A 20,278-nucleotide genomic window follows, 5' to 3' on the forward strand; every position below is an offset into this window, starting at 1 on the left:
TTGTCGAGGTTGGTCACCTTGAGGGTGGTGCCGACGGGGAACTGGTTGCTGGAGGCGGCGGGTGCGCCGCCTTCGCCGGACAGGGTGACGGTCGAGCCGGCGCAGACGACCTGGCCGTTCGCCTGGCCGCCGCCGGCCTGATCGCCGCCGGCCTGGTCGCCGCCCTGGTTGTCCGCGGGCGGCTGCTCGGCGGCCGGGGGCTGGGTGGCCTGGTCGCCGTTCCCGATCTTCTCGATCCTGGCCTTGCGGATGAGGTTCTTGCCGGGCTCGCGGACCTGCTCGAAGGCCGCGTTGTTGAGCAGGGCGCAGCTGCCGGACGTCGAGGTGACCTTGACCGTGGTCGACTTGTTGTTGTCGAGGTTGGTCACCTTGAGGGTGGTGCCGACGGGGAACTGGTTGCTGGAGGCGGCGGGTGCGCCGCCTTCGCCGGACAGGGTGACGGTCGACCCGGCGCAGACGACTTCGCCGTTGGCCTGTCCGCCGGCCTGGTTTCCGCCCTGGTCGCTGTTCTGGCCGCCGCCCTGGTCCTCCGCGGGCGGCTGAGCGGCTTCACCTCCCCCGCCAGCCACCTCGCACCCGGAAGCCGCCTGCTTCCGCTTGATCTCCTCGATGACCGCCTGCCGGTTCGCGATCCGGGCCTCGGACTGCGCGTCCGGATTGGCACGCTGGCCGGCGATGAAGTTCTCGTTGTTCTTCAGGGCCTGGGTCAGTCCGTCGCAGGCCACCGACGCGTTGCTGGTGCCGGTCATGGCCACTGCCGTACCGCCCACTACTGCGGCGGCGCCGACGAGCAGAGCGATCTTCTTCTTACCGCTGAGGGTCTTCTTGCGCGACACGTGGGACTCCTGTCGGGTCGGTTCCGTGTGCCGTTACGTACGAGTAGCCATCTGGTTCGTTTCAGCGGTCTCACCCACAACTTCCTTAACTTTTCTTAAGGTTGGCGCAGCTCAGCGAGTTATCGGCCGATTTCTGAGCCGAGTTCCCACTCACGCCCCACTCGGGTGGGAGAGCGCGGCACAGCGCGTTCAAGGACCCCGAGTGTCGCGCCTGCGCCGGTGGGGCACGGACGAGCGCTGACCTCAGAACAACCGGTCCAGGAGCCGTGCCCAGGCGGCCAGTTCGCCCCGCAGCTCGGGGTCCTGGACGCGATCACGACACAGGAGGGCGGCATCCACCAGGTCCCTGGCGCCGCGCGAGATACGCATCGCGTCCAGATTCCGGCGGGCGAGCGCGGTGTTGTCCCGGGTCGGCACATCGGCCCGGGCGACGGGGAGTGCGTCGAGACAGCCCCGTACGACCTCGTCGGCGGTGGGCTCCGGAGCCTTCAGCTGGTCGACGACGTACGCGAGGTTCATGGCGGAGTGCGCCCGGTCGAAGGCCCCCGACTCCGCCGCATGCAGCTCCAGCCAGAGCCGCAACCGCACCCAGGCGTCACGCTCGCCGGGTGCCGCCAGGTCGAGCTGATGACTGCACTCGCGCCGGAGACTGTCCCACCAGTCCTCCAGCTCCGGCGGCTCCGGCATCCGCCGTTCCACCCAGCGCCGCCGGTCCGTGTCCGGAATCCCGAGCAGATGCCTCAGCGAGTCCTGCACGGCCTGCCGGGACCATGGTCTCGGCGGAGGAAGGAAGTCGTTCGCGGTGATCGAGAACACTTCACCTTCGTCGTCGGCGATCACTTCGACACCGCTCGCACGCCGGTGACACCGCACATAGCCACCGGAACTGTCCGGGACCGGCTCGCTCAGCGGGCAGCCGGCCGCCTGGGCTGCCTGCCTCAAGTCGGCCAGCAGCAAGGGAACTTCCAGTCGGCGCGGTTTGAGGCTGAAGTAGTGCCCGACCCAGTCCCCGTCGGGTTCCCAGCGCTGCCACCAGAAGTCGATCAGTCCGTTCGGCCCGTAGCTGCGGTACAGCAGATCCTTCTGAGGGTGTTCGAAGCAGTCCGTGCCGAGCAGGGCGGAGACGTCGTCGGGCGTGCACCGGGCATCGGCGCCGCGCACGGATCCGCTCGCAATGACGTCGACATAGAAGGCGAGCCCGGGTTCGGCCGGTATGCGGCCGGCCGCGAGGCCGTCGGGCGCGCCCTGGTAGTGCTCCGTCATTCCGCCCCCGTGTGCTCGTCACCCAAGCCCGTCGGTACGGACGACCGGACCGCGGACGACCGGACCGCGAACGTCCTCGGCCGTTGACGTACCGTACCCGCGTGCATCTGCTGGAAATATCCGACCTGGTCGTGGCCCACGACCCGCGCACCCTGGAACGCCTGCCCGTGCGGCGCGACGAGATCGTCGCCCGCCTGACGGCGGCGGGCGACCGCCGCGGGGCGCGGATCGCCGCGGGGCTGGTGTGCGACGGGGACGGTGTGCTCGATCCGTACGCGGTGGACCGAAGGCTCGTCGCCGTTCACACGGAACTGCAGCGCCTGAGCGAGGAGTTGAGGATCGGCGACCGCATCGCAGAGCTGCTTCGCCCGATTCTCGCGGCGGTGAGGACAGCCGACCCGACGTCACCGCTGCGGGTCGTGGACGTGGGCTGCGGCCTGGGTTACCTGGTGCGCCGGTTGGCGGCGTCGGGCGTATTGGCACCCGACGGAACGGCCGATGCCGTCGACCTCGTCGGTGTCGACTTCAACGCCGCTCTCGTCGACGAGGCCGACCGCCTCGCCCGGGACGAGAACCTTCCCTGCCGTTTCGTCCGCGGCGATGCCTTCGTCCTCGACGAGCCCGCCACCGTCTACATCTCCACCGGCGTGCTCCATCACTTCCCCGCCCCCGACCTCGACGGCTTCTTCGCCGCCCAGGCCGCCGCGGGCGCCGCCGCCTTCTGCCACTACGACATCGCCGCCACCGGCCTCGCCCCCATCGGCGCACACATCTTCCACCGGGCCAGGATGCGCGACCCGCTCGGCCGCCACGACGGGGTGGTCTCCGCCCGGCGCGCCCACGACGACGCGACGCTGCTGCGCGCTGCCGCGCACGCCGAGGGCATGGTCCCGCTGGTCTACGAACCGAGGGGCCGGAGCAACCCGTTCTGCACCACGCTCCGACCCGTCATCGGCGTACGCCCCGCGCTCCTCCCGGCCCTGCGCGAGGCGCTCGGGCGCGGGGCCTCCGGCCGTCTCGTCGGAGAACGGGAGCTCCGGTGAATGCGCTGCTGCTGACCGCCCTCGCCCTGGCCGACGCCGCGTTCGCGGGCTTCCGCGCATCCGCCGGGCGCGACGGCCGGATCCGCAAGACCGCGGCCAACGCGGTGGCCGCGAGGCGCGGTCTCGCCCTGGGCGTACCCGCGCTCGCGCTCACCGCGGCCCTCGCCGGCACTCTCCTGCTCACGGCCGCCACGCCCGCGGACCGCTACGCCGAACTCGACGCCGCGGCCCGCCGCATGCTCATCGTCCTCGTTCCGTACGCGGCGGCCGTCGTCGTGAGCCTGGCCTGCTATCTGTGGGCGCCGTTCCGCGCGGGCACCCTCGCGGTGGTGGTCGGCCTCGGCCCGCTGACGCTGCTGCGCCCCTTCGTCGTCCTGGCCGCCGCGGTCGCGGCGGCCTGGGGCTCTCTCCCGGCGGCGACGGTCGCGGCGGCGGCATCGGTGGGGGTGCTGCTCGTCGAACCGCTGACGCACCGCCGCTGGTACGCCGTACCGCTCTGACGTCCCAGCACCAGTGACGTCCTCGGACCGTTGACGTCTCAGGACCGGCCGAGCGCGTCCCGTACCGCCTCGTCCGTACGCCCCACGACGGCCGTCCCGTCCTCCGCCGTGATGATCGGCCGCTGAATCAGCTTGGGGTGCTTCACCAGCGCCTCGATCCACTGGTCGCGTGAATCCTCGTCCCGCACCCACTCCTTGAGCCCGAGCTCCTTCGCCACCGCCTCCTGCGTCCGCGTGATGTCCCACGGCTCAAGACCGAGCCGCCCCAGGACGGCGCGGATCTCGTCCGCGCTGGGCACGTCCTCCAGATAGCGCCGGACGGTGTACTCGGCACCCTCCTCGTCGAGCAGGCTGATGGCGCTGCGGCACTTCGAACACGCGGGGTTGATCCAGATCTCCATCCCGCCACGGTACCGCTCAGATGCCCCTCAAACACCCCCTGGCCAGCGGCGATTGTCAGTGGTGGCCAGTAGACTGAACAGTAGTTCGGGATGGTCCCGCCACCGCGCCAGGAGGTTGCCGATGGCCGTTGCCACACTCATCACGAAGCCGACCAAGACGACCAAGAAGACGAAGTCGACGAACCAGACCAAGTCCTCGCAGCACCCGCTGAAGAAGAAGCCGCTCCCGGCCGGACAGCCGCGCGAGTGGTACGTCTCCCACAACCGCCGCCTGAAGGCCATGCGCCTGTCGATCGCCCTGCTCGACTCGGGCGTCTATCACCCGGCGACGGCCGACAACATCAAGATACGAGCGACGGCGGAGCGCATCGGGATCCACCCGCCGTCGGACACGACCTGCCGGATGGTGCGGGCGCTGATCCGCTACGGCCGATAGGCCAGGTCGAGCAAGGGGCATGACCTGCCGCCGTCACCCCGGGTGACGGCGGCAGGTTCGACACGGGCAAGAAACCACACCGGCACAGGGTGCAGTTGGCACACATTGGGGCATTCTGAACCCACTCGGTTCGAGCAGCCCCGGGGGCCAGCCATGTCGCATCCGTACCGCACCCTTCGAAGATTCCTCGTCTTCTGCGCCGCCGGCGTCCTCAGCGCCGGCACCACGCTCACCTTCGCCCCACCCGCCGCCGCCGAACCGGCCACGGCGGTCGCCTATCCCTCAGGAGCGAGCGCGACCCGCTACTCCGGACTGGCCTTCGACACCTGTACCGCACCGCCGCTGACGGCGATCCAGGCGTGGAGCGCCTCCCCGTACCGCGCCATCGGCGTCTACATCGGGGGCGTCAACCGCACCTGCGCCCAGCCCCAACTGACCGCGTCGTGGGTCGCGTCCGTGTCGGCGCTCAAGTGGCGTCTGCTGCCCATCTACAAGGGCCTGCAGCCGCCGTGCGGCGGCCGCCCCACCGACGCCAAGATCAGCACCGTTCCGGCGACCGCCCGTTCCCAGGGCACCGCGGCGGCCGCGGACGCCATCGCCAAGGCCAAGGCGCTCGGTATGCAGCCCGGCAGCGCCTTCTACAACGACATCGAGAACTACTCCCAGACCGACGACAGCTGCAAGGTCGCCGTCCTGTCGTACGCCTCCGCCTGGACGAAGGAGCTGCACCGGCTCGGCTATGTCTCCGGCGTCTACATGAACCTCAACCAGGGAGCCAAGCAGCTCTCCGACGCCTACACCTCCACCGCCTACGCCCGTCCCGACGCGCTGTGGATCGCCCGCTACGACGGAGTCGACTCCCTGACGGGCTGGACCAACATCGCCGACGCCAAGTGGGCCGTGACCCAGCGGGCCAAGCAGTTCAAGGGCGACCACACCGAGACGTACGGCGGCGTCACGCTGAACATCGACACCGACCGGCTCAACACACCGGTCGCCACCGTCGCGTACACCTACACGGTGACGAGCTCCACCACGCTCAACGCCCGCACCGGCCCCTCGACGGTCTACCCCGTCGCCAAGTCCTACGCGCCCGGGGCGGCCCTCAAGGTGGTGTGCCAGGCGCCCGGCTCGACCGTCGGCAGCACCCGCGTATGGGACAAGCTCTCCGACGGCTCGTACGTCACGGACTACTACGTCAGCACCCCGTCCAACACCAACTACAGCGCCCCGCTGCCGCGCTGCACGTACCCGTACCAGACCACCGCGGCGAGCGGCCTCGCCGAACACACCGGCCCCGGCACGTCGTACGCCGTGGCAGGGACGGCTCCCAACGGGTCCCTGGCGTGGGTGTACTGCCAGCGGCCGGGCTCGAAGGTCGGCACCACCAGCGTCTGGGACCGCATGGACAGCGGCCGCTATGTCTCGGACTACTACGTGGCGACACCCAGCAACACGACCTACAGCAAGCCGGTTCCCCGCTGCTGACTCAGGCAGCCGCGCCGGACGCCCAGGTGGCCAGCACGGGATCTCCGACAGCGAGCGTCCCGTGCTGCACCACGGCTGCCTTCATGCCGAAGCTGACCTTGTTCTCGTACTCCGGCTCCCGCCGGTAGGTGGCGAGCGTACGGATCGGCTCGGGACCGGCCCGCAGCCCCGTGAGCTGGTCGACCATCGGGACGCTGCACCGCATCGCCCGTACCGCGTAGGCGAGCCGGACCGTCCCGATCTCCAGCCGTCGCATCTCGTCCTCGGCGTGCGGCTCGGAGCAGCCGTCGAGCACGATGTTCGCCCGGAAGCGGTCCATCGGCACCGGTGCCGCGCCCGGCCCTGCTCCTCGTTCCGCGCCCTGTCCCGAGCCCCGCTCCGCACTGCGCTGCGCGATCCGCGCGTTCAGCCCGTCGAGCGACGCCTGTGACGCCACCAGCACCGCATGCGCGTCCGCGAAGGCGACCTTGCCGGGCGTCTCGCCCCACCCGTCCCGGTCGAACCCCGAAGGCACCCGCACCAGCCGTGACTTCGCCCCCAGCACCTCGGAGAACCACTCGGCGGCCGCGTCCCCCTGATCGGCGCCCTCCCCGATGTCCCTGCCGAACATGCTCACCGGCCGCCGCTCCCCGTCCGGGTCCACCTCCAGCACTACGCTCTCGACCCCGCCCGCGGACAGTCGCAGCGCGACACCCCCGTCGACGGTCTCCGGCCGGATCGCGGCCATGGCGGGCAGCGCCCGCTGACTGCGGAACGTACCGTCCGCGGCGTCCACGACCATGAACGTGCGGTCGTGCTCCAGCCCTGTCTCACCGACCCGGGCGGACTCGACATCCGTACCGGCGCAGCCCTTGACCGGGTAGTACGTCAGTTTCTGCACAGTGATCCCCATGCCGACCGATCGTACGTGCGTGTCGCGCCGACCGGTGAGACGATCAGCCTGACGACCACCAGGGAGACGTACATGCTCATCGTGTCCGGACGACTCCATGTTGCTGCCACGGCCCGCGACGATTTCCTCACCGGCTGCCGCGAGGTCGTGACCCACGCCCGTACGGCCCCCGGCTGCCTGGACTTCGCGCTCTCACCGGACCCGCTCGACCCGACCCGTATCAACGTCTACGAACGCTGGGAGTCGGACGAGGCCCTGACAGCGTTCCGCGACTCGGGCCCGGCGCCGGACCAGCTGGTGGCGATCGTCGACGCAGATGTGCAGAAGTACCGCATCTCGGCGACCGAGCCTGCCTGAGGCTTGGGCCGGCCGGATTCAGCCCCGGGCACTGAGGCGCGCCTTCGCCGCCGGCCACTCCTCGATCAGGATCGAGAAGTACACGCTGTCCCGCCACGTGCCGTCCGGCCGCTGCCGGTGGCGGCGCAGTACGCCCTCACGCTGCGCCCCGATGCGGACGATGGCAGCCTGCGACCGCTGGTTCATATGGTCGGTCTTCAACTGGACGCGCCCCATGCCGAGTTCCTCGAAGGCATGCGTCAGCAACAGCAGCTTCGTCTCGGTGTTGACGGCAGTCCGCCAGAACGCGCGCCCGTACCAGGTCCAGCCGATCTCCAGGCGCTCGTCCGCCGTGTCGATGTCCATGTACGTGGTCCAGCCGACGGCCTGCCCGGAGGCCCGGTGGATGACGGCAAACGCCACGTATTCGCCCCGCTCCGCGTCATCGAGCAGCGCGCGCAGCTTCTGGCCGAGCTCGTCCTGCGTATGCGGCGTCGGCCCGCCCTGCCAGCGCCAGACCTCGTCGTCCCCGCCGCCTGCGCCGAACAGATCGGGGAGGTGATCCATCGTCAACGGTTCGAGACGGACGTAGTGGCCGGTCAGCGTCACGGGCAGCGGTGTCTTGGCAGGCATGACTGGAACGGTAGCTCCATTCTGTACTAGCTGCAATCCTGGTTTGCACTAGTGCAAGACGCAATCGCGCCATCTTAGTGCGACGTGTCACAGACAACCCGGCGGGGCTGTGGGAGCTTCAACCCCGGTACTCCTCAGGTGAGTTGCTGAAGAGTCGACGATCTGCCCGCACGTGGAGAGGATCGAATGAGCACTTTGGAAGCAATGACGCTTGACCAGGTGGTCGACACGGCTCAATATCCCCTGTCCGAACCCGGGAGCGCCGAGGGGCAGGCCGTGATTTCCCGCGCCCGGCGCGAACTGGCGGCTGTCGGCTGCACCGTGCTGCCGGACTTCATCCGTCCCGCGCTCCGCGACGTCCTGCGGCAGGAGTGCTCGGCCATCGCCCCCCGCGCGCACTTCGACGTCGAAACGGTCAACGTCTACAACATCGCGGTCGACTCGGCTCTGCCTCCGGACCACCCCGGCCGGAGGACCTTCCAGCGGGGCAACGCCTTCGTCGCGCGGGACCGTATCCCCGCGGGCTCCCTCATCAGCAGGCTCTACTCCCACCAGGCCTTCCAGCGCTTCGTCGCCGACTGCTTCAGACTGCCGCAGCTGCACGAGCTGGCGGACCCGCTCTCCGGGCTCGTTCTCAACGTCGTCGAGCCCGGCATGGAGCACCCCTGGCACTTCGACACCAACGAGTTCACCGTCAGCATGCTCACCCAGGAAGCACAGTCCGGCGGCGTCTTCGAGTACTGCCCGAACATCAGGTCCGCGCAGGACGAGAGCTTCGACGACGTCCGGGACGTACTGGACGGCCGGGGCGAGCGGATGATCCGGCGCCTGCCCCTGCAACCGGGTGACCTGCAGCTGTTCAAGGGCCGCTACTCGCTGCACCGGGTGAGCCCCGTGCAGGGCGAGGTCGCGCGCCACTCCACGATATTCGCCTACAGCGAGCGCCCCGGCGTCATCGGGAGCGTGGCACGGACCCGGCAGCTCTTCGGCCGGGTACTGCCCGAGCATGTGGCGGCCGAGGGCCGGGCCGTGCGGGGCGATCGGCTGCTGGATTAGCGGGCGGCGTAGGCCGTGCGCGGGCGACCGCAGCCGTCGTAGGCCGTTTCCCCACTCTGCGATCCACGGAGGAGTAAGCCCTGTGCGTTTCGACGCGACCGGAAAAGTCTCGCTCGACCACATCTACACGCAGCCCGATCCGCGCGCGTATTTCAACGTGCTGCGCCCGCTCGGCTACTGCGTTCCGCAACAGGCCAAGCCCTACTTCGCGAAACTCATCAAGGAGTACCGGGACTCCCAGCACGTCGCGGTGCCGCAAGTGCTGGACATAGGGTGTTCGTACGGAATCAACGCAGCCCTGCTGAAGTACGACGCGACCATGGACGAGCTGTACGCGCGCTATGACGACGAGAAGAGCCAGAGGGAGAGCCGCGAAGCCCTGCTGGCCCGGGACCGGGAGCTGTCCCGGTCCCGACAGCCCGCGCAGCGCATCCGCTTCGTCGGCCTGGACGCCTCCGACAGCGCGCTGTCGTACGCACTCGGGGCCGGTTTCCTGGACGACGCGGTACACGCCGACCTGGAGGAGCACGAGCCCACACCGCCGCAGGGCGCCCAGCTCGCCGGGACGGACCTGGTGATCTCGACGGGCTGCCTCGGCTATGTCACCGAGCGGACACTCACCCGCGTCGTGCGGGCGCAGGGCGGTCGCCTGCCCTGGATGGCGCACTTCGTGCTGCGGATGTTCCCGTTCGACCCCGTCGAGCGCGCGCTCGACGAACTGGGCTACCGGACCGTCCGCGTCGAAGGTGTTTTCAAGCAGCGGCGGTTCGCCTCCGAGGAGGAACAGACGCTCGTGTTGGACACGATGTCTGCCAACGGGGTGGATGCGCAGGGCCTGGAAGCGGAAGGCTGGCTGTACGCAGAGCTCTACCTTTCCCGGCCGTACGGCGCACGCACACGCACGTCAGGTCCCAACGAACGGAATCGAGAACAGAATTGAACACCAGTCAGGCCAGTCAGGGAGCAGCAACGACCTTCGCGTACGAGGACACGCTGCCGCGCGTGCCGCTGCCCACGCTGGAGGCAAGCTGCGAGAGGTTCCTCGCCTGGTGCGCGCCGCTGCTGACCGCCGACGAGCTGGCGGCGACCGAGGCCGAGGTGACCGCTTTCCTGCGGCCCGACGGCCCGGGCCGCCTGCTGCACGCCGCGCTGGCGGAGTACGACGCGACGGAAGGCGTACACAGCTGGCTCGACACCTTCTGGCCGTACCGCTACCTGGGCCGCCGGGACCGGATCGCGCTCAACGCCAACTTCTTCTTCCTGTTCAAGGACTCCGACCGGCCGCAGGTGGAGCGGGCGGCCGGGCTCATCGCCGGGGCCCTCAACTACAAGCGGCAGCTCGATCAGGAGCTCATCGCGCCGGTGGTGCAGCGCGGGCAGCCCCAGTCGATGGTGCAGAACAAGTACCTGTTCTCCACCACCCGGATCCCCGGAGCGCAACAGGACACCGTCCGCGCCCCCTACAGCGAGGCACAGCCGGGCCCGTCCAAAGCCCGGCACATCGTGGTGTTCTTCCGGGGCGCCATGTTCCGGCTGGACGTGCTCGGGGCCGACGGTGTCCAGCACAGCCTGGACGACCTCGAGGCGGGCCTGCGCGCCGTCATGAAGGCGGGTGCCGAACCTGCGGACACGTCCGTGGGCCACCTCACGACCATGGCCCGGGCGGAATGGGCGGCCGCCCGTGAGTCCCTGCTCGCCTGCCACCCCCGCAACGCGGAGGCACTGGACGACGTCGAGACCGCGCTGTTCTGCGTCGCTCTGGAGGACTTCGCACCCGCGGACATCCAGGAGGCGTGCGACGAGCTGCTGTACGGCGACCGCGGCAACCGCTGGTTCGACAAGGCCGTGTCCTTCGTCGTCTTCGCCGATGGCCGGGCGGGCATCAACGTCGAACACTGTGAGCTGGACGGAACCACCATCCTCAGCTTCACCGACGCCCTGCTCAGCACCCCGGCCGAGGAACAGTCCCGCCAGTCCGGCGCACTGGCCCAGGGCCTCCCGGCGCTGGAGCCGATCGTCTTCCAACTGGACGAGGCCCTGCGGGACCAGGCGCGCTCGGCCGCCGATGCCTTTGCGGCGTACGGGCAGAACACCGCGACCCGCACCGTGTCCTTCGCGGACTTCGGCAGCAGCGCCGCCAAGACACTGCGGGTCTCACCGGACGCATTCGTGCAGGTCGCGTACCAGCTCGCCCACCAGCGGGCCAAGGGGCACCTGGGCGCGACGTACGAATCGATCGCCACCCGGCAGTACCAGCACGGGCGGACCGAGGCGATGCGCGTGGTCACCCCCGAGATGGTGGCTTTCGTGTCGACGATGGAAGACCCGTCGACGGACACGGCCACCCGCCGCGCCGCGTTCCGGGCCGCCGCGGAGGCCCATGTGGCACGCGCGAAGGAGTGCCAGGCCGGCCAGGTGCCAGAGCAGCACCTGTGGGAGCTTGAGCTGATCCAGCGCCGGCGTGGTACGGAGCTCGGAGTGCTTGAGCAGCCTGCGCTGTACCGGTCGCCGGGCTGGCTGACGATGCGCGACGACTACCTGAGCACCAGCTCGGCGCCGTCGCACAACATCCAGTACTTCGGCTTCGGCTCTACGAGCCTCCAGTGCATCGGCGTGGCCTATGTGCTGCTGCCAGAGCGTTTCAACATCTATCTGAGCACGCCGCTGGCGGTGGCGGACCAGATGGGGGTGTTCGCGGAGCGGCTCCGGGAGGCGGTGGCGGAGCTGCGGGAGCTGCTGGCGCCGGAGCGGTCCGAGGGCTGAATCGGCTGCCGGGGCTGGAGTGGACGGGGCCGACACCGCATCGGGGTGTCGGCCCTCATTCAGCCCTCACCGACCGCCGGCTCTTGCTGACAGCGCTGCGGCTTGTAGGTCCGCACGATATTCACCGGCTGCCGCACCAGCGGGAAGGATCGCTACCGTGCAGTCGTGACCGGTTCTGCACAGCATTCACTACTCTTTCTCGATGTCGACGGACCCCTTATTCCGTTCGGGGCGACGCCGCAACAACATCGGAACGGGTATCCGACGTATCAGACAGGCCCCGAACCGCTGGAGGCCTACGCGAATCCGCTGCTGACCAGGATCAACCCCGCGCACGGGCCTCGATTGCTGGCGCTACCGTGCGACCTGGTGTGGGCTACGACGTGGATGTCAGACGCGAACGAGTGCATCGCGCCGCGGATCGGCCTGCCGGAGTTGCCCGTGGTGATCTGGCCGGAGTCGTCCGACGAGGATGAGCGCAGCGGGCTCCATTGGAAGACCCGCACTCTCCTCGAGTGGGCAGCCGGGCGCTCATTCGCCTGGGTCGACGATGAGATCACCGATGTCGATCGGGACTGGATGGCAGCGCACCACCCAGGAAGAGCCCTTCTACATCGCGTCGACCCTCGACGAGGCCTCACAGACGAGGACTTCGACGCTCTCGACACGTGGCTGCGGGCGGGCTGACTACAGTCCGGAGCCAATGCGCACCGAAGCCCGGATTCGGATCAGTCGGCGGTTGCCAGCCGCGCCCCGGCGGCGTCCCTGACTTCGGGCTCCTCCATCGGGTCGTCTCGCAGAAGGGCGAGTCGTTTCCGGACCAGCGGCACGACTGGTGCGGCAGCGACGGCATGACGGGCACGCACACGAAGCCGCTGACTCGCGAGCAAGCTCTTCGCGCGATCACTGAAGAAGGCATCACTGCGTGCGCGTACTGCCGACCCGACACCGACCTGGGTGTGCTGTGAACCGCGAACCGTCGCAGCCTGAAGACATGAGCGATGCGCCGATCGTCGTGCACCGCCCGACCGGCACGGGCGGCCGGAGGGTGACGATCCGTGCCCAGATCGCGGGCCTTGCGCACAGCGACGACCTGATCGAGTTCCTGCGCCGCGCGGGCATGCCGGACGCCTGGGAAGCGCTGGACGGTCCCGCACAGGTGGAGTGGCAGGGCGGCCGCCCGCACAAATACAGCGCGGGCTGACCGTGGAGCGGCGCGCCCTCGCGCTTCTTGTTGCGCAGGAAGTTGGTCCGTGGTGGTACGACCTCGTCGAATCGGCGGTCCGCTCGTGGTTACCAGCGGCGGGACGGTCACCGTTGGTCCTTGTTGGCTATCACCGGCCGCCCTCGGACGGCCCGAGGGAGTTTGATGGACCGCGGCACGGATGCTCCAACAGCTCAACTACACGGGCTGACACTGAACAAGAGCAAGAGGGAAGGCGCCGGAGGCGCCTGCGACCTGCATCGATCGTGTCGGTCAGTCAGGCGGGTGCGGGTACTGAGCCGAACGGTGTTGGAACGCCAGGATGCTGGGGTTCTGGATGACACCGTCGCGGATCTCGATGGCGCGGCGGATGGTCTCGTTGGACTCCCAGGTGCTGTGTCCGGTGAGCACGGCCCGCAGGAAGGGGAGCAGAGCCTCGCTGTTCTCCCAGGTCGCGGAGTTCCACAGGTAGGACGGGCTATGGTCCACGCCGTAGTAGAGGACGTTCTCGCCGACCACGAACGTCGGCTCGATGAACGATGTCGGCCGCGCCCAGCTGAAGCCCATGCCCTCGTCGCAGGAGACATCGATGATGAGGGTGCCCGGTGCGAGCAGATCGAGGTCGTCGTCGCTGAGGAACATCAGCGGCGCCGCGGTGTCCTGCAGTACGCAGTTGACGATGATGTCGTGCTCGGCGAGGAATCCGGCCAGTGGTACTCGGCCGGCGTCGGAGAGGGCGTAACTACGGCGGGTGTCAGCTTCGTCACGGTCGAACTGTATGATCCGCGCCGAATGGATCGGCGAGCTGACGGCTGTGACGCCACGTTGGGTGAGGACGTCGACGTCGTGCACGCCCAGCGCGCTCAGAGCGGTCACGGCTCCGCGGGCGGTCGCGCCGAAGCCGAGCACGGCCGCTCGAAGCCGACGGCCGTAGTCGCCCGTCGAACCGTTGATCTGCAAGGCGTGAAGTACGGAGGAGTAGCCGGCCAGCTCGTTGTTCTTGTGGAAGACGTGCAGGTTGAACGAGCCGTCGTTGGTCCAGTGGTTCATCGCCTCGAAGGCGATCAACGTCAGCTTCCGGTCGATCGCCACCTGAGTGAGCCTCTTGTCCTGGACGCAGTGCGGCCAGCCCCAGAGCACCTGTCCATGACGCAGTTCCTCGAGATCTTCCTGCAGCGGTTTGGCCAGCAGGACGACATCGCACTCAGTGATGAGCTGCTCTCGGGAGCGAAACCCGGCGACGAGGGGCGCCAGCTTCTCGTCGGGGATGCCGAAGCGCTCCCCATACCCGCGTTCAAGGAAAAAGCGTTCGCGGAGGTCCGAGTCGATCTGGTCGAAGTGTGAGGGGTGAATCGGCAGTCGACGCTCGTTCTCTTTACGTGACTGTGCCATCACTCCGAGAGTGAGAAAGTGCACGTGCACCCCCTTCGAGTGATGCTGTCCAGCATAGATCAGCACGTCACGGACGCGTGATCATGAGGAGCTGGCACGCAGGCCGAAGCGGGGCCCCGACCACCACCTGGCCATCGATGCGTCGCCAAGACGGACGCCAGGCAAAATCCCGCAGTCACGGTAGCCGCAATTTGATGGGCCATCAATTTCCTTTAATTCCAAGGAATTTGACTCCCCGCATTCTTGAGGCGCACCACGTGGGTGGGCCAGGCATGCGCGTCGTGGCGGCGCTGCTTGGGGTGCCCATGGAGACCGTCTACCAGTGGCGCCGCAAGCGCACCGGACCATCAGGATTCCGCGTCGGGAGACATCTCCGCTACGACCCTGACGCTCTCCGCCGCTGGATCAAGCCCCCCGTACACCGGACCAAATGACCGTCGGCCGTGCCTTCCGGTGAGGGAAGAGCACGGCCGACGGCCCACAGACGGCCCAGGCGGGCGGAAACCCGCTCCGACCTGGGGTCTTCCTAGATGTCGAAGTACAGCTCGAACTCGTGCGGGTGCGGCCGCAGCTGGATCGGCGCGATTTCGCTCGTCCGCTTGTAGTCGATCCACGTCTCGATCAGGTCCGACGTGAATACCCCGCCCACCTGCAGGTACTCGTTGTCCGCCTCCAGCGCCTCCAGCACCGCCGGGAGCGAGGTCGGGACCTGCGGGACGCTCGCGTGCTCGTCCGGGGCCAGCTCGTAGAGGTCCTTGTCGATCGGCTCCGCCGGCTCGATCTTGTTCTTCACGCCGTCGAGGCCCGCGAGCAGCAGCGCCGAGAAGGCCAGGTACGGGTTCGAGGACGGGTCCGGGGCGCGGAACTCGACGCGCTTCGCCTTCGGGTTCGAGCCCGTGATCGGGATACGCATCGCCGCGGAGCGGTTGCGCTGCGAGTAGACCAGGTTGACCGGGGCCTCGAAGCCGGGGACCAGGCGGTGGTACGAGTTCACCGTCGGGTTGGTGAACGCCAGCAGCGACGGGGCGTGCTTCAGGATGCCGCCGATGTAGTAGCGGGCGATGTCGGAGAGGCCCGCGTAGCCCTGCTCGTCGTAGAAGAGCGGGGAGCCGCCCTGCCACAGGGACTGGTGGACGTGCATGCCCGAGCCGTTGTCGCCGAAGATCGGCTTCGGCATGAAGGTCGCGGTCTTGCCGTTGCGCCAGGCGACGTTCTTCACGATGTACTTGAAGAGCATCAGGTCGTCGGCCGCGGCCAGCAGGGTGTTGAACTTGTAGTTGATCTCGGCCTGGCCGGCGGTGCCCACCTCGTGGTGCTGGCGCTCGACCTGGATGCCGGACGCCTCCAGCTCCAGGGAGATCTCGGCGCGCAGGTCGGCGAAGTGGTCGACCGGCGGGGCCGGGAAGTAGCCGCCCTTGTAGCGGACCTTGTAGCCGCGGTTGTCCTCGAGCGCACCGGTGTTCCAGGCGCCGGCCTCGGAGTCGATGTGGTAGAAGCCCTCGTTCGACGTGGTGTTGAAGCGCACGGAGTCGAAGACGTAGAACTCGGCCTCGGGGCCGAAGTACGCGGTGTCCGCGATGCCGGTGGAGGCCAGGTACGCCTCCGCCTTCTTCGCGATGTTCCGCGGGTCACGGCTGTACTGCTCGCCCGTGATCGGGTCGTGGATGAAGAAGTTGATGTTGAGCGTCTTGTCCTTGCGGAACGGGTCGAGCCGCGCCGTCGACAGGTCCGCGCGCAGCGCCATGTCCGACTCGTGGATCGCCTGGAAGCCCCGGATCGACGAGCCGTCGAAGGCCAGCTCGTCGGACGGGTCGAACGCCGTCGCCGGGATCGTGAAGTGCTGCATCACGCCGGGAAGGTCGCAGAACCGGACGTCGACCATCTTCACGTCGTTGTCGGCGATGAACTTCTTGGCGTCGTCGGCGTTCTGGAACATCCAACTCCTCCTACTCCCGACCCGGGGACGGGCGGGGTGGTTGCTCGTCGTGCGGCCAGTGCGGTGGCACACGCTGGACCCGACCTTAGGCACGCCGGATTTCTCAAGCATGACCCATTTGTTTCGCCCAAGTTAACCGGAGCCGGGATCAGGGCTGTGTCAAGGACCCGGCCCGAAGTGATCCAAAGCGGGGCCAGTACCGTGGACGGGTGGACAACAGGCAAGTAATCGGATCGTGGCTCTCCGGGCCGCGCGCGGCCGCCGAGGACATGGGTGCCGACTTCGGTCACCGGGGTGAGCGGCTGGGCCTGCCGCAGGCGGGACCGGGCTCCATCGCCCCGCTCGGGCGGCGCTTCGGGGCCGTTTTCATCGACTGGGGGCTCTGCCTCCTGATCGCATACGGACTGTTTGCGAATGGTGACGGGAAGGCCGCGGGGAACTGGGCGCTCGGCATCTTTCTCGTACTGAGCGTGCTCACCGTCGGGACCGTGGGCTTCACGCCCGGTAAGCGCATCCTCGGGCTGCGCGTCGTCGCCGAGGACGGCGGAAGGCTCGGTGTCTTCCGGGTTGCCCTTCGCAGCCTGCTGCTCACCCTCGCGATCCCGGCCCTCATCTGGGACCGCGACGGGCGCGGGCTGCACGACCGCCTCGCCCGCGCCGTACAGGTGCGGATCTAGCAAGCCGTACGAAGGCGAGAAGACGAGAAGCCGTACGAAGGCGAGAAGACGAAACAGGGGCGCCCCGGATCACTCCGGGGCGCCCCTGCTCACATCGTGGAACGTCAGCGCATCTTTCCGCCGCGCGGCATCCGCGTGCCCTTCGGCATCGGACCCTTCGGCAGCGGCATATTGCTCATCAGGTCGCCCATCGCCCGCAGACGGTCGTTCGCCGCCGTGACCTGCGGTCCGGTGAGCACCCGAGGCAGCTTCAGCATCGTCGTGCGCACCCTCTTCAGCGGCACCTGACCGTCGCCGTCGCCGACGATGATGTCGTGCACCGGCACGTCCACCACGATGCGGGCCATCTTCTTCTTCTCGGCCGCCAGCAGTGACTTGAGCCGGTTCGGGTTGCCCTCGGCCACCAGCACGATGCCGGCCTTGCCGACCGCCCGGTGCACCACGTCCTGGCTGCGGTTCATCGCGACCGCCGGGGTCGTGGTCCAGCCGCGGCCCACGTTCTGCAGTACGGCCGCCGCCGCACCCGGCTGGCCCTCCATCTGCCCGAAGGCCGCCCGCTCGGCGCGACGTCCGAAGACGATCGCCATCGCGAGGAAGGCCAGCAGGAAACCGAGGATGCCCAGATAAACAGGGTGGTCGATCAAGAAGCCGATCGTGAGGAAGACACCGAAGGTGACGATTCCCACAGCCGCGACGACAAGACCGACCTTCGAGTCGGCCTTACGGGTCATCTTGTACGTCAGGGCGATCTGCTTCAGTCGCCCGGGGTTCGCAGCAGCGTCAGCGCTGTCTGAGTTTGCCTTCCTCGCCATGTGTGGAAGTTTACGTGGCCTAGGAAGTGCGACCAGCCACGGCCTCCAGTACATGCTGCGCCTCGACCCGGTCCTTGGCCCGGCGCCGGTCTTCCAGGACTGAGGTCCAAGCGTTCCTGCGGGCTGTGCGCTGCCCGCTGCCCAGAAGCAGCGACTCCATGGCGCGCAGAGCGTCGGTGACGGACGGGATGGCGGTTGCGCGTACGGGTCGAACCGGTACGGCCTGCATGGTTGAGGTCCCCCCTCGGGGTGGGTGACGACGGTGAGCGGGTGCGGTGCGGGGCTTGCGGTGCGGGGTTGCCCTGTCCGTTGCGGGGAGCGGTGCGGAGCTCCACGGGGGGTGGTGCGTGCTGTGCGTACAGTCAGGGTTACTGATTGGTGTTACCAGGGCGTGACCGAGCGGTCAAACACCGATGAAACCTTTACGCAGACTGTAGGAACGCTGACGCGGCCCGTACGCCGCCCCGACCTGCGGGGAGGGTGCGAACCGCGTCCAATGCGCCATTACTCGGCGGTAGTTTCTTGTGCCTGAATTCACACGCTCTGCGAGGTCGGCCGGACACGACGTGCCGGACAGGACTTAGGGGGCGACTGTCGCGCCCCGCCGCTCCATCGCCTGCTGATACAGCCGGCCCGCGCGGTACGAGGAACGCACCAGCGGACCCGACATCACACCGGAGAAGCCGATCTCCTCGGCCTCCTCCTGAAGCTCCACGAACTCATGCGGCTTCACCCAGCGCTCGACGGGGTGGTGGCGCACGGAGGGACGCAGATACTGGGTGATCGTGATCAGCTCGCAGCCCGCGTCATGCAGATGCTGCAGCGCCTCGCTGACCTCCTCGCGCTCCTCGCCCATGCCGAGGATGAGGTTCGACTTGGTGATCAGCCCCGCCTCACGGGCGCGCGTGATGACCTCGAGGGAACGCTCGTAACGGAAGCCGGGACGGATCCGCTTGAAGATCCGCGGCACGGTCTCGACGTTGTGCGCAAGCACCTCGGGGCGCGAGGAGAAGACCTCGGCCAGCTGCTCGGGCACCGCGTTGAAGTCGGGGATGAGGAGCTCGACCTTGGTGCGGCCCGCCTCGCGCTCCGACGTCATCGAGTGGATCTGGCGCACGGTTTCCGCGTACAGCCAGGCGCCGCCGTCCTCCAGGTCGTCGCGCGCGACGCCGGTGATGGTGGCGTAGTTCAGGTCCATCGTGACGACCGACTCGCCCACGCGGCGCGGCTCGTCACGGTCCAGCGCCTGCGGCTTGCCGGTGTCGATCTGGCAGAAGTCACAGCGCCGCGTGCACTGGTCGCCGCCGATGAGGAACGTGGCCTCGCGGTCTTCCCAGCACTCGAAGATATTCGGACAGCCCGCCTCCTGGCAGACCGTGTGCAGGCCCTCGCTCTTGACGAGCTTCTGCAGCTGGTTGTACTCGGGGCCCATCTTCGCCCGGGTCTTGATCCACTCGGGCTTGCGCTCGATGGGGGTCTGGCTGTTGCGGACCTCCAGGCGCAGCATCTTGCGTCCGTCGGGTGCGACTGCGGACACGACCGGCTCCCTACAGCTTCGATTCTTCGGCGAACACCAGGGTACGCCCGTTAAAAGTGCGCCATTACGTCTGGCCAACCCATGGCCAGAGAGACGCATTCCCTAGGCGGTCGCCTTCTCCACCTCACGCGGCTTCAGCACCGCTTGCTCCAGCACTTCCCGCAGATGCTTCTCCAGTACGGGCAGCACCTCGGCGATCGTGATCTCACGGCCCAGCTCGTTCGCCAGCGACGCCACGCCCGCGTCCCGGATCCCGCACGGCACGATCCGGTCGAACCAGGTGTTGTCCGGGTTCACATTGAGCGCGAAGCCATGCATCGAGACGCCCTTGGCGATACGGATGCCGATCGCCGCCAGCTTGCGGTCCTCGCGCCGCTGGCCGGCGTTGGAGGGGGCGTACTCCGGGCCGTTCAGCCGCGGGTCGAACTCCTCGTCCTGCAGCCGCGGGTCGAAGTCGAGCGAGAGACCGCCGATCGCCGGACGTTGCTCCACCGGATCGCCGAGCACCCACACGCCGCTGCGGCCCTCGACCCGGCTGGTCCGCACGCCGAACTCCGCACAGGTGAGGATCAGCGCGTCCTCCAGCCGTCGGACGTGCGCGACGACATCCACCGGCCGCGGGAGCTTGAGGATCGGATAGCCCACCAGCTGGCCGGGGCCGTGCCAGGTGATCTTGCCGCCGCGGTCCACGTCGATGACGGGGGTGCCGTCCAGCGGGCGCTCGCTGTCGGCGGTGCGCCGCCCGGCCGTATACACCGGCGGGTGCTCGAGGAGCAGGCAGGTGTCCTCGATCTCGTCGGCGAAGCGGGCGGCGTGGACCGCGCGCTGCTTCTGCCACGCCTCCTGGTACTCGACGGCTTCCTCGCCGAACCCCAGTCGGACGAACCGCAGCTCACTCACGGCTGTGCCTCCCTAGAACCTTCACCCTGCACTCATCACGCCCAAGCCACTGTACGGCGGCTCCCGTGAGGTGGGTCTGGCGGTACCTCCCGTGCCCGGAGGGCCACGAGGGAAAGGGCGACCCGTCAGCGTTGTCCCCAATCCTCACACGATCGGATGAATGTGGGGCGAAG

The 20,278-nt window shown here is 68.5% G+C and carries 23 protein-coding genes and 2 pseudogenes; 13 read left to right on the top strand and 12 right to left on the bottom strand.

Features of this window, described 5'->3' with window-relative positions; genetic code table 11:
- Positions 1-221 precede the first annotated feature (221 nt).
- A pseudogene (locus ACI2LP_RS19965) lies at positions 222-836 on the bottom strand (hypothetical protein); the annotation flags it as partial.
- A gap of 243 nt (positions 837-1,079) precedes the next feature.
- The gene (locus tag ACI2LP_RS19970) at positions 1,080-2,099 is read right to left on the bottom strand and encodes a hypothetical protein (protein WP_404725827.1); all 1,020 of its coding nucleotides are present in this window, start codon (positions 2,097-2,099) and stop codon (positions 1,080-1,082) included.
- Between the two features lie 101 nt (positions 2,100-2,200).
- On the opposite strand from ACI2LP_RS19970, the gene ACI2LP_RS19975 reads away from it, so the two are divergent.
- On the top strand, positions 2,201-3,142 hold the full coding sequence (locus ACI2LP_RS19975) for a class I SAM-dependent methyltransferase (protein ID WP_404725828.1): 942 nt from the start codon (positions 2,201-2,203) through the stop codon (positions 3,140-3,142).
- Positions 3,139-3,642 (top strand): oxidoreductase, encoded by a 504-nt coding sequence (locus ACI2LP_RS19980; protein ID WP_404725829.1) that lies wholly within the window; start codon positions 3,139-3,141, stop codon positions 3,640-3,642. The genes ACI2LP_RS19975 and ACI2LP_RS19980 overlap by 4 nt, the downstream gene beginning before the upstream one ends.
- A gap of 38 nt (positions 3,643-3,680) precedes the next feature.
- On the opposite strand, the gene ACI2LP_RS19985 is transcribed toward ACI2LP_RS19980, so the two are convergent.
- Positions 3,681-4,043, bottom strand: coding sequence for an arsenate reductase family protein (locus ACI2LP_RS19985; protein WP_404725830.1), 363 nt, complete (start codon positions 4,041-4,043; stop codon positions 3,681-3,683).
- Positions 4,044-4,164: 121 nt separating this feature from the next.
- On the opposite strand from ACI2LP_RS19985, the gene ACI2LP_RS19990 reads away from it, so the two are divergent.
- Together ACI2LP_RS19990 and ACI2LP_RS19995 are read left to right on the top strand one after the other, a co-directional pair.
- Complete coding sequence (locus ACI2LP_RS19990) at positions 4,165-4,479, top strand: hypothetical protein (RefSeq protein ID WP_404725831.1); 315 nt, start codon at positions 4,165-4,167, stop codon at positions 4,477-4,479.
- Between the two features lie 153 nt (positions 4,480-4,632).
- A complete protein-coding gene (locus ACI2LP_RS19995; RefSeq protein ID WP_404725832.1) occupies positions 4,633-5,967 on the top strand; it encodes a glycoside hydrolase domain-containing protein in 1,335 nt (444 codons plus the stop codon).
- Position 5,968: 1 nt separating this feature from the next.
- Here ACI2LP_RS19995 and ACI2LP_RS20000 read toward each other — a convergent pair whose 3' ends face one another.
- On the bottom strand, positions 5,969-6,859 hold the full coding sequence (locus ACI2LP_RS20000; protein ID WP_404725833.1) for an MOSC domain-containing protein: 891 nt from the start codon (positions 6,857-6,859) through the stop codon (positions 5,969-5,971).
- A gap of 15 nt (positions 6,860-6,874) precedes the next feature.
- Between ACI2LP_RS20000 and ACI2LP_RS20005 the strand changes: the two genes are divergently transcribed.
- Positions 6,875-7,216, top strand: coding sequence for a putative quinol monooxygenase (locus ACI2LP_RS20005; RefSeq protein WP_404725834.1), 342 nt, complete (start codon positions 6,875-6,877; stop codon positions 7,214-7,216).
- Positions 7,217-7,234: 18 nt separating this feature from the next.
- On the opposite strand, the gene ACI2LP_RS20010 is transcribed toward ACI2LP_RS20005, so the two are convergent.
- Complete coding sequence (locus tag ACI2LP_RS20010; protein WP_404725835.1) at positions 7,235-7,828, bottom strand: GNAT family N-acetyltransferase; 594 nt, start codon at positions 7,826-7,828, stop codon at positions 7,235-7,237.
- A 186-nt stretch (positions 7,829-8,014) separates the two neighbouring features.
- Here ACI2LP_RS20010 and ACI2LP_RS20015 point away from each other — a divergent pair, with 186 nt between their 5' ends.
- The 6 genes from ACI2LP_RS20015 (at position 8,015) to ACI2LP_RS20040 (ending at position 12,851) form a co-directional block, all read left to right on the top strand.
- Positions 8,015-8,884, top strand: a complete 870-nt coding sequence (locus ACI2LP_RS20015) for an arpA protein (RefSeq protein WP_404725836.1) — start codon at positions 8,015-8,017, stop codon at positions 8,882-8,884.
- 82 nt (positions 8,885-8,966) lie between these two features.
- The gene (locus tag ACI2LP_RS20020; RefSeq protein WP_404725837.1) at positions 8,967-9,824 is read left to right on the top strand and encodes a class I SAM-dependent methyltransferase; all 858 of its coding nucleotides are present in this window, start codon (positions 8,967-8,969) and stop codon (positions 9,822-9,824) included.
- A complete protein-coding gene (locus tag ACI2LP_RS20025) occupies positions 9,821-11,647 on the top strand; it encodes a choline/carnitine O-acyltransferase (RefSeq protein WP_404725838.1) in 1,827 nt (608 codons plus the stop codon). The genes ACI2LP_RS20020 and ACI2LP_RS20025 overlap by 4 nt, the downstream gene beginning before the upstream one ends.
- A gap of 165 nt (positions 11,648-11,812) precedes the next feature.
- The gene (locus tag ACI2LP_RS20030; RefSeq protein WP_404725839.1) at positions 11,813-12,334 is read left to right on the top strand and encodes an HAD domain-containing protein; all 522 of its coding nucleotides are present in this window, start codon (positions 11,813-11,815) and stop codon (positions 12,332-12,334) included.
- Between the two features lie 164 nt (positions 12,335-12,498).
- Positions 12,499-12,615, top strand: a complete 117-nt coding sequence (locus tag ACI2LP_RS20035; RefSeq protein WP_404725840.1) for a DUF6233 domain-containing protein — start codon at positions 12,499-12,501, stop codon at positions 12,613-12,615.
- Positions 12,616-12,641: 26 nt separating this feature from the next.
- Positions 12,642-12,851, top strand: a complete 210-nt coding sequence (locus ACI2LP_RS20040) for a hypothetical protein (RefSeq protein ID WP_404725841.1) — start codon at positions 12,642-12,644, stop codon at positions 12,849-12,851.
- 273 nt (positions 12,852-13,124) lie between these two features.
- Here the strand turns inward: ACI2LP_RS20040 and ACI2LP_RS20045 are convergent, their stop codons facing one another.
- Positions 13,125-13,943 (bottom strand): alanine dehydrogenase, encoded by an 819-nt coding sequence (locus ACI2LP_RS20045; RefSeq protein WP_404726206.1) that lies wholly within the window; start codon positions 13,941-13,943, stop codon positions 13,125-13,127.
- Positions 13,944-14,243: pseudogene (locus ACI2LP_RS20050) on the bottom strand (alanine dehydrogenase); the annotation flags it as partial.
- A gap of 194 nt (positions 14,244-14,437) precedes the next feature.
- On the opposite strand from ACI2LP_RS20050, the gene ACI2LP_RS20055 reads away from it, so the two are divergent.
- Positions 14,438-14,677, top strand: a complete 240-nt coding sequence (locus tag ACI2LP_RS20055) for a helix-turn-helix domain-containing protein (RefSeq protein WP_404725842.1) — start codon at positions 14,438-14,440, stop codon at positions 14,675-14,677.
- A 92-nt stretch (positions 14,678-14,769) separates the two neighbouring features.
- Here the strand turns inward: ACI2LP_RS20055 and glnA are convergent, their stop codons facing one another.
- Positions 14,770-16,179, bottom strand: coding sequence for a type I glutamate--ammonia ligase (gene glnA, locus ACI2LP_RS20060; RefSeq protein WP_404725843.1), 1,410 nt, complete (start codon positions 16,177-16,179; stop codon positions 14,770-14,772).
- 209 nt (positions 16,180-16,388) lie between these two features.
- Between glnA and ACI2LP_RS20065 the strand changes: the two genes are divergently transcribed.
- Positions 16,389-16,856 (top strand): RDD family protein, encoded by a 468-nt coding sequence (locus ACI2LP_RS20065; protein WP_404725844.1) that lies wholly within the window; start codon positions 16,389-16,391, stop codon positions 16,854-16,856.
- Between the two features lie 104 nt (positions 16,857-16,960).
- Here ACI2LP_RS20065 and ACI2LP_RS20070 read toward each other — a convergent pair whose 3' ends face one another.
- The 4 genes from ACI2LP_RS20070 to lipB form a co-directional block, all read right to left on the bottom strand.
- On the bottom strand, positions 16,961-17,668 hold the full coding sequence (locus tag ACI2LP_RS20070; protein ID WP_404725845.1) for a DUF4191 domain-containing protein: 708 nt from the start codon (positions 17,666-17,668) through the stop codon (positions 16,961-16,963).
- A gap of 19 nt (positions 17,669-17,687) precedes the next feature.
- Positions 17,688-17,897, bottom strand: a complete 210-nt coding sequence (locus ACI2LP_RS20075; RefSeq protein ID WP_360866545.1) for a hypothetical protein — start codon at positions 17,895-17,897, stop codon at positions 17,688-17,690.
- A 351-nt stretch (positions 17,898-18,248) separates the two neighbouring features.
- Positions 18,249-19,205 carry a lipoyl synthase gene (lipA, locus tag ACI2LP_RS20080; RefSeq protein ID WP_404725846.1) on the bottom strand — a complete coding sequence of 319 codons (957 nt, stop codon included), beginning with the start codon at positions 19,203-19,205 and terminating at the stop codon, positions 18,249-18,251.
- Positions 19,206-19,307: 102 nt separating this feature from the next.
- Complete coding sequence (gene lipB, locus ACI2LP_RS20085) at positions 19,308-20,105, bottom strand: lipoyl(octanoyl) transferase LipB (RefSeq protein ID WP_404725847.1); 798 nt, start codon at positions 20,103-20,105, stop codon at positions 19,308-19,310.
- Positions 20,106-20,278: the final 173 nt, after the last annotated feature.

Origin of the sequence: Streptomyces sp. NPDC019890, from assembly GCF_044903445.1 — a bacterium.
Classification (GTDB): Bacteria; Actinomycetota; Actinomycetes; order Streptomycetales; family Streptomycetaceae; genus Streptomyces.

What these genes read in the sequence shown, in the direction of transcription:
- ACI2LP_RS19970 (WP_404725827.1), bottom strand. Translation starts at nt 2,099, where the DNA reads ATGACGGAGCACTACCAGGGCGCGCCCGACGGCCTCGCGGCCGGCCGC.
- ACI2LP_RS19985 (WP_404725830.1), bottom strand. Translation starts at nt 4,043, where the DNA reads ATGGAGATCTGGATCAACCCCGCGTGTTCGAAGTGCCGCAGCGCCATC.
- ACI2LP_RS19990 (WP_404725831.1), top strand. Translation starts at nt 4,165, where the DNA reads ATGGCCGTTGCCACACTCATCACGAAGCCGACCAAGACGACCAAGAAG.
- ACI2LP_RS19995 (WP_404725832.1), top strand. Translation starts at nt 4,633, where the DNA reads ATGTCGCATCCGTACCGCACCCTTCGAAGATTCCTCGTCTTCTGCGCC.
- ACI2LP_RS20000 (WP_404725833.1), bottom strand. Translation starts at nt 6,859, where the DNA reads ATGGGGATCACTGTGCAGAAACTGACGTACTACCCGGTCAAGGGCTGC.
- ACI2LP_RS20010 (WP_404725835.1), bottom strand. Translation starts at nt 7,828, where the DNA reads ATGCCTGCCAAGACACCGCTGCCCGTGACGCTGACCGGCCACTACGTC.
- ACI2LP_RS20015 (WP_404725836.1), top strand. Translation starts at nt 8,015, where the DNA reads ATGAGCACTTTGGAAGCAATGACGCTTGACCAGGTGGTCGACACGGCT.
- ACI2LP_RS20035 (WP_404725840.1), top strand. Translation starts at nt 12,499, where the DNA reads ATGACGGGCACGCACACGAAGCCGCTGACTCGCGAGCAAGCTCTTCGC.
- ACI2LP_RS20040 (WP_404725841.1), top strand. Translation starts at nt 12,642, where the DNA reads ATGAGCGATGCGCCGATCGTCGTGCACCGCCCGACCGGCACGGGCGGC.
- ACI2LP_RS20055 (WP_404725842.1), top strand. Translation starts at nt 14,438, where the DNA reads ATGGGCCATCAATTTCCTTTAATTCCAAGGAATTTGACTCCCCGCATT.
- glnA (WP_404725843.1), bottom strand. Translation starts at nt 16,179, where the DNA reads ATGTTCCAGAACGCCGACGACGCCAAGAAGTTCATCGCCGACAACGAC.
- ACI2LP_RS20070 (WP_404725845.1), bottom strand. Translation starts at nt 17,668, where the DNA reads ATGGCGAGGAAGGCAAACTCAGACAGCGCTGACGCTGCTGCGAACCCC.
- ACI2LP_RS20075 (WP_360866545.1), bottom strand. Translation starts at nt 17,897, where the DNA reads ATGCAGGCCGTACCGGTTCGACCCGTACGCGCAACCGCCATCCCGTCC.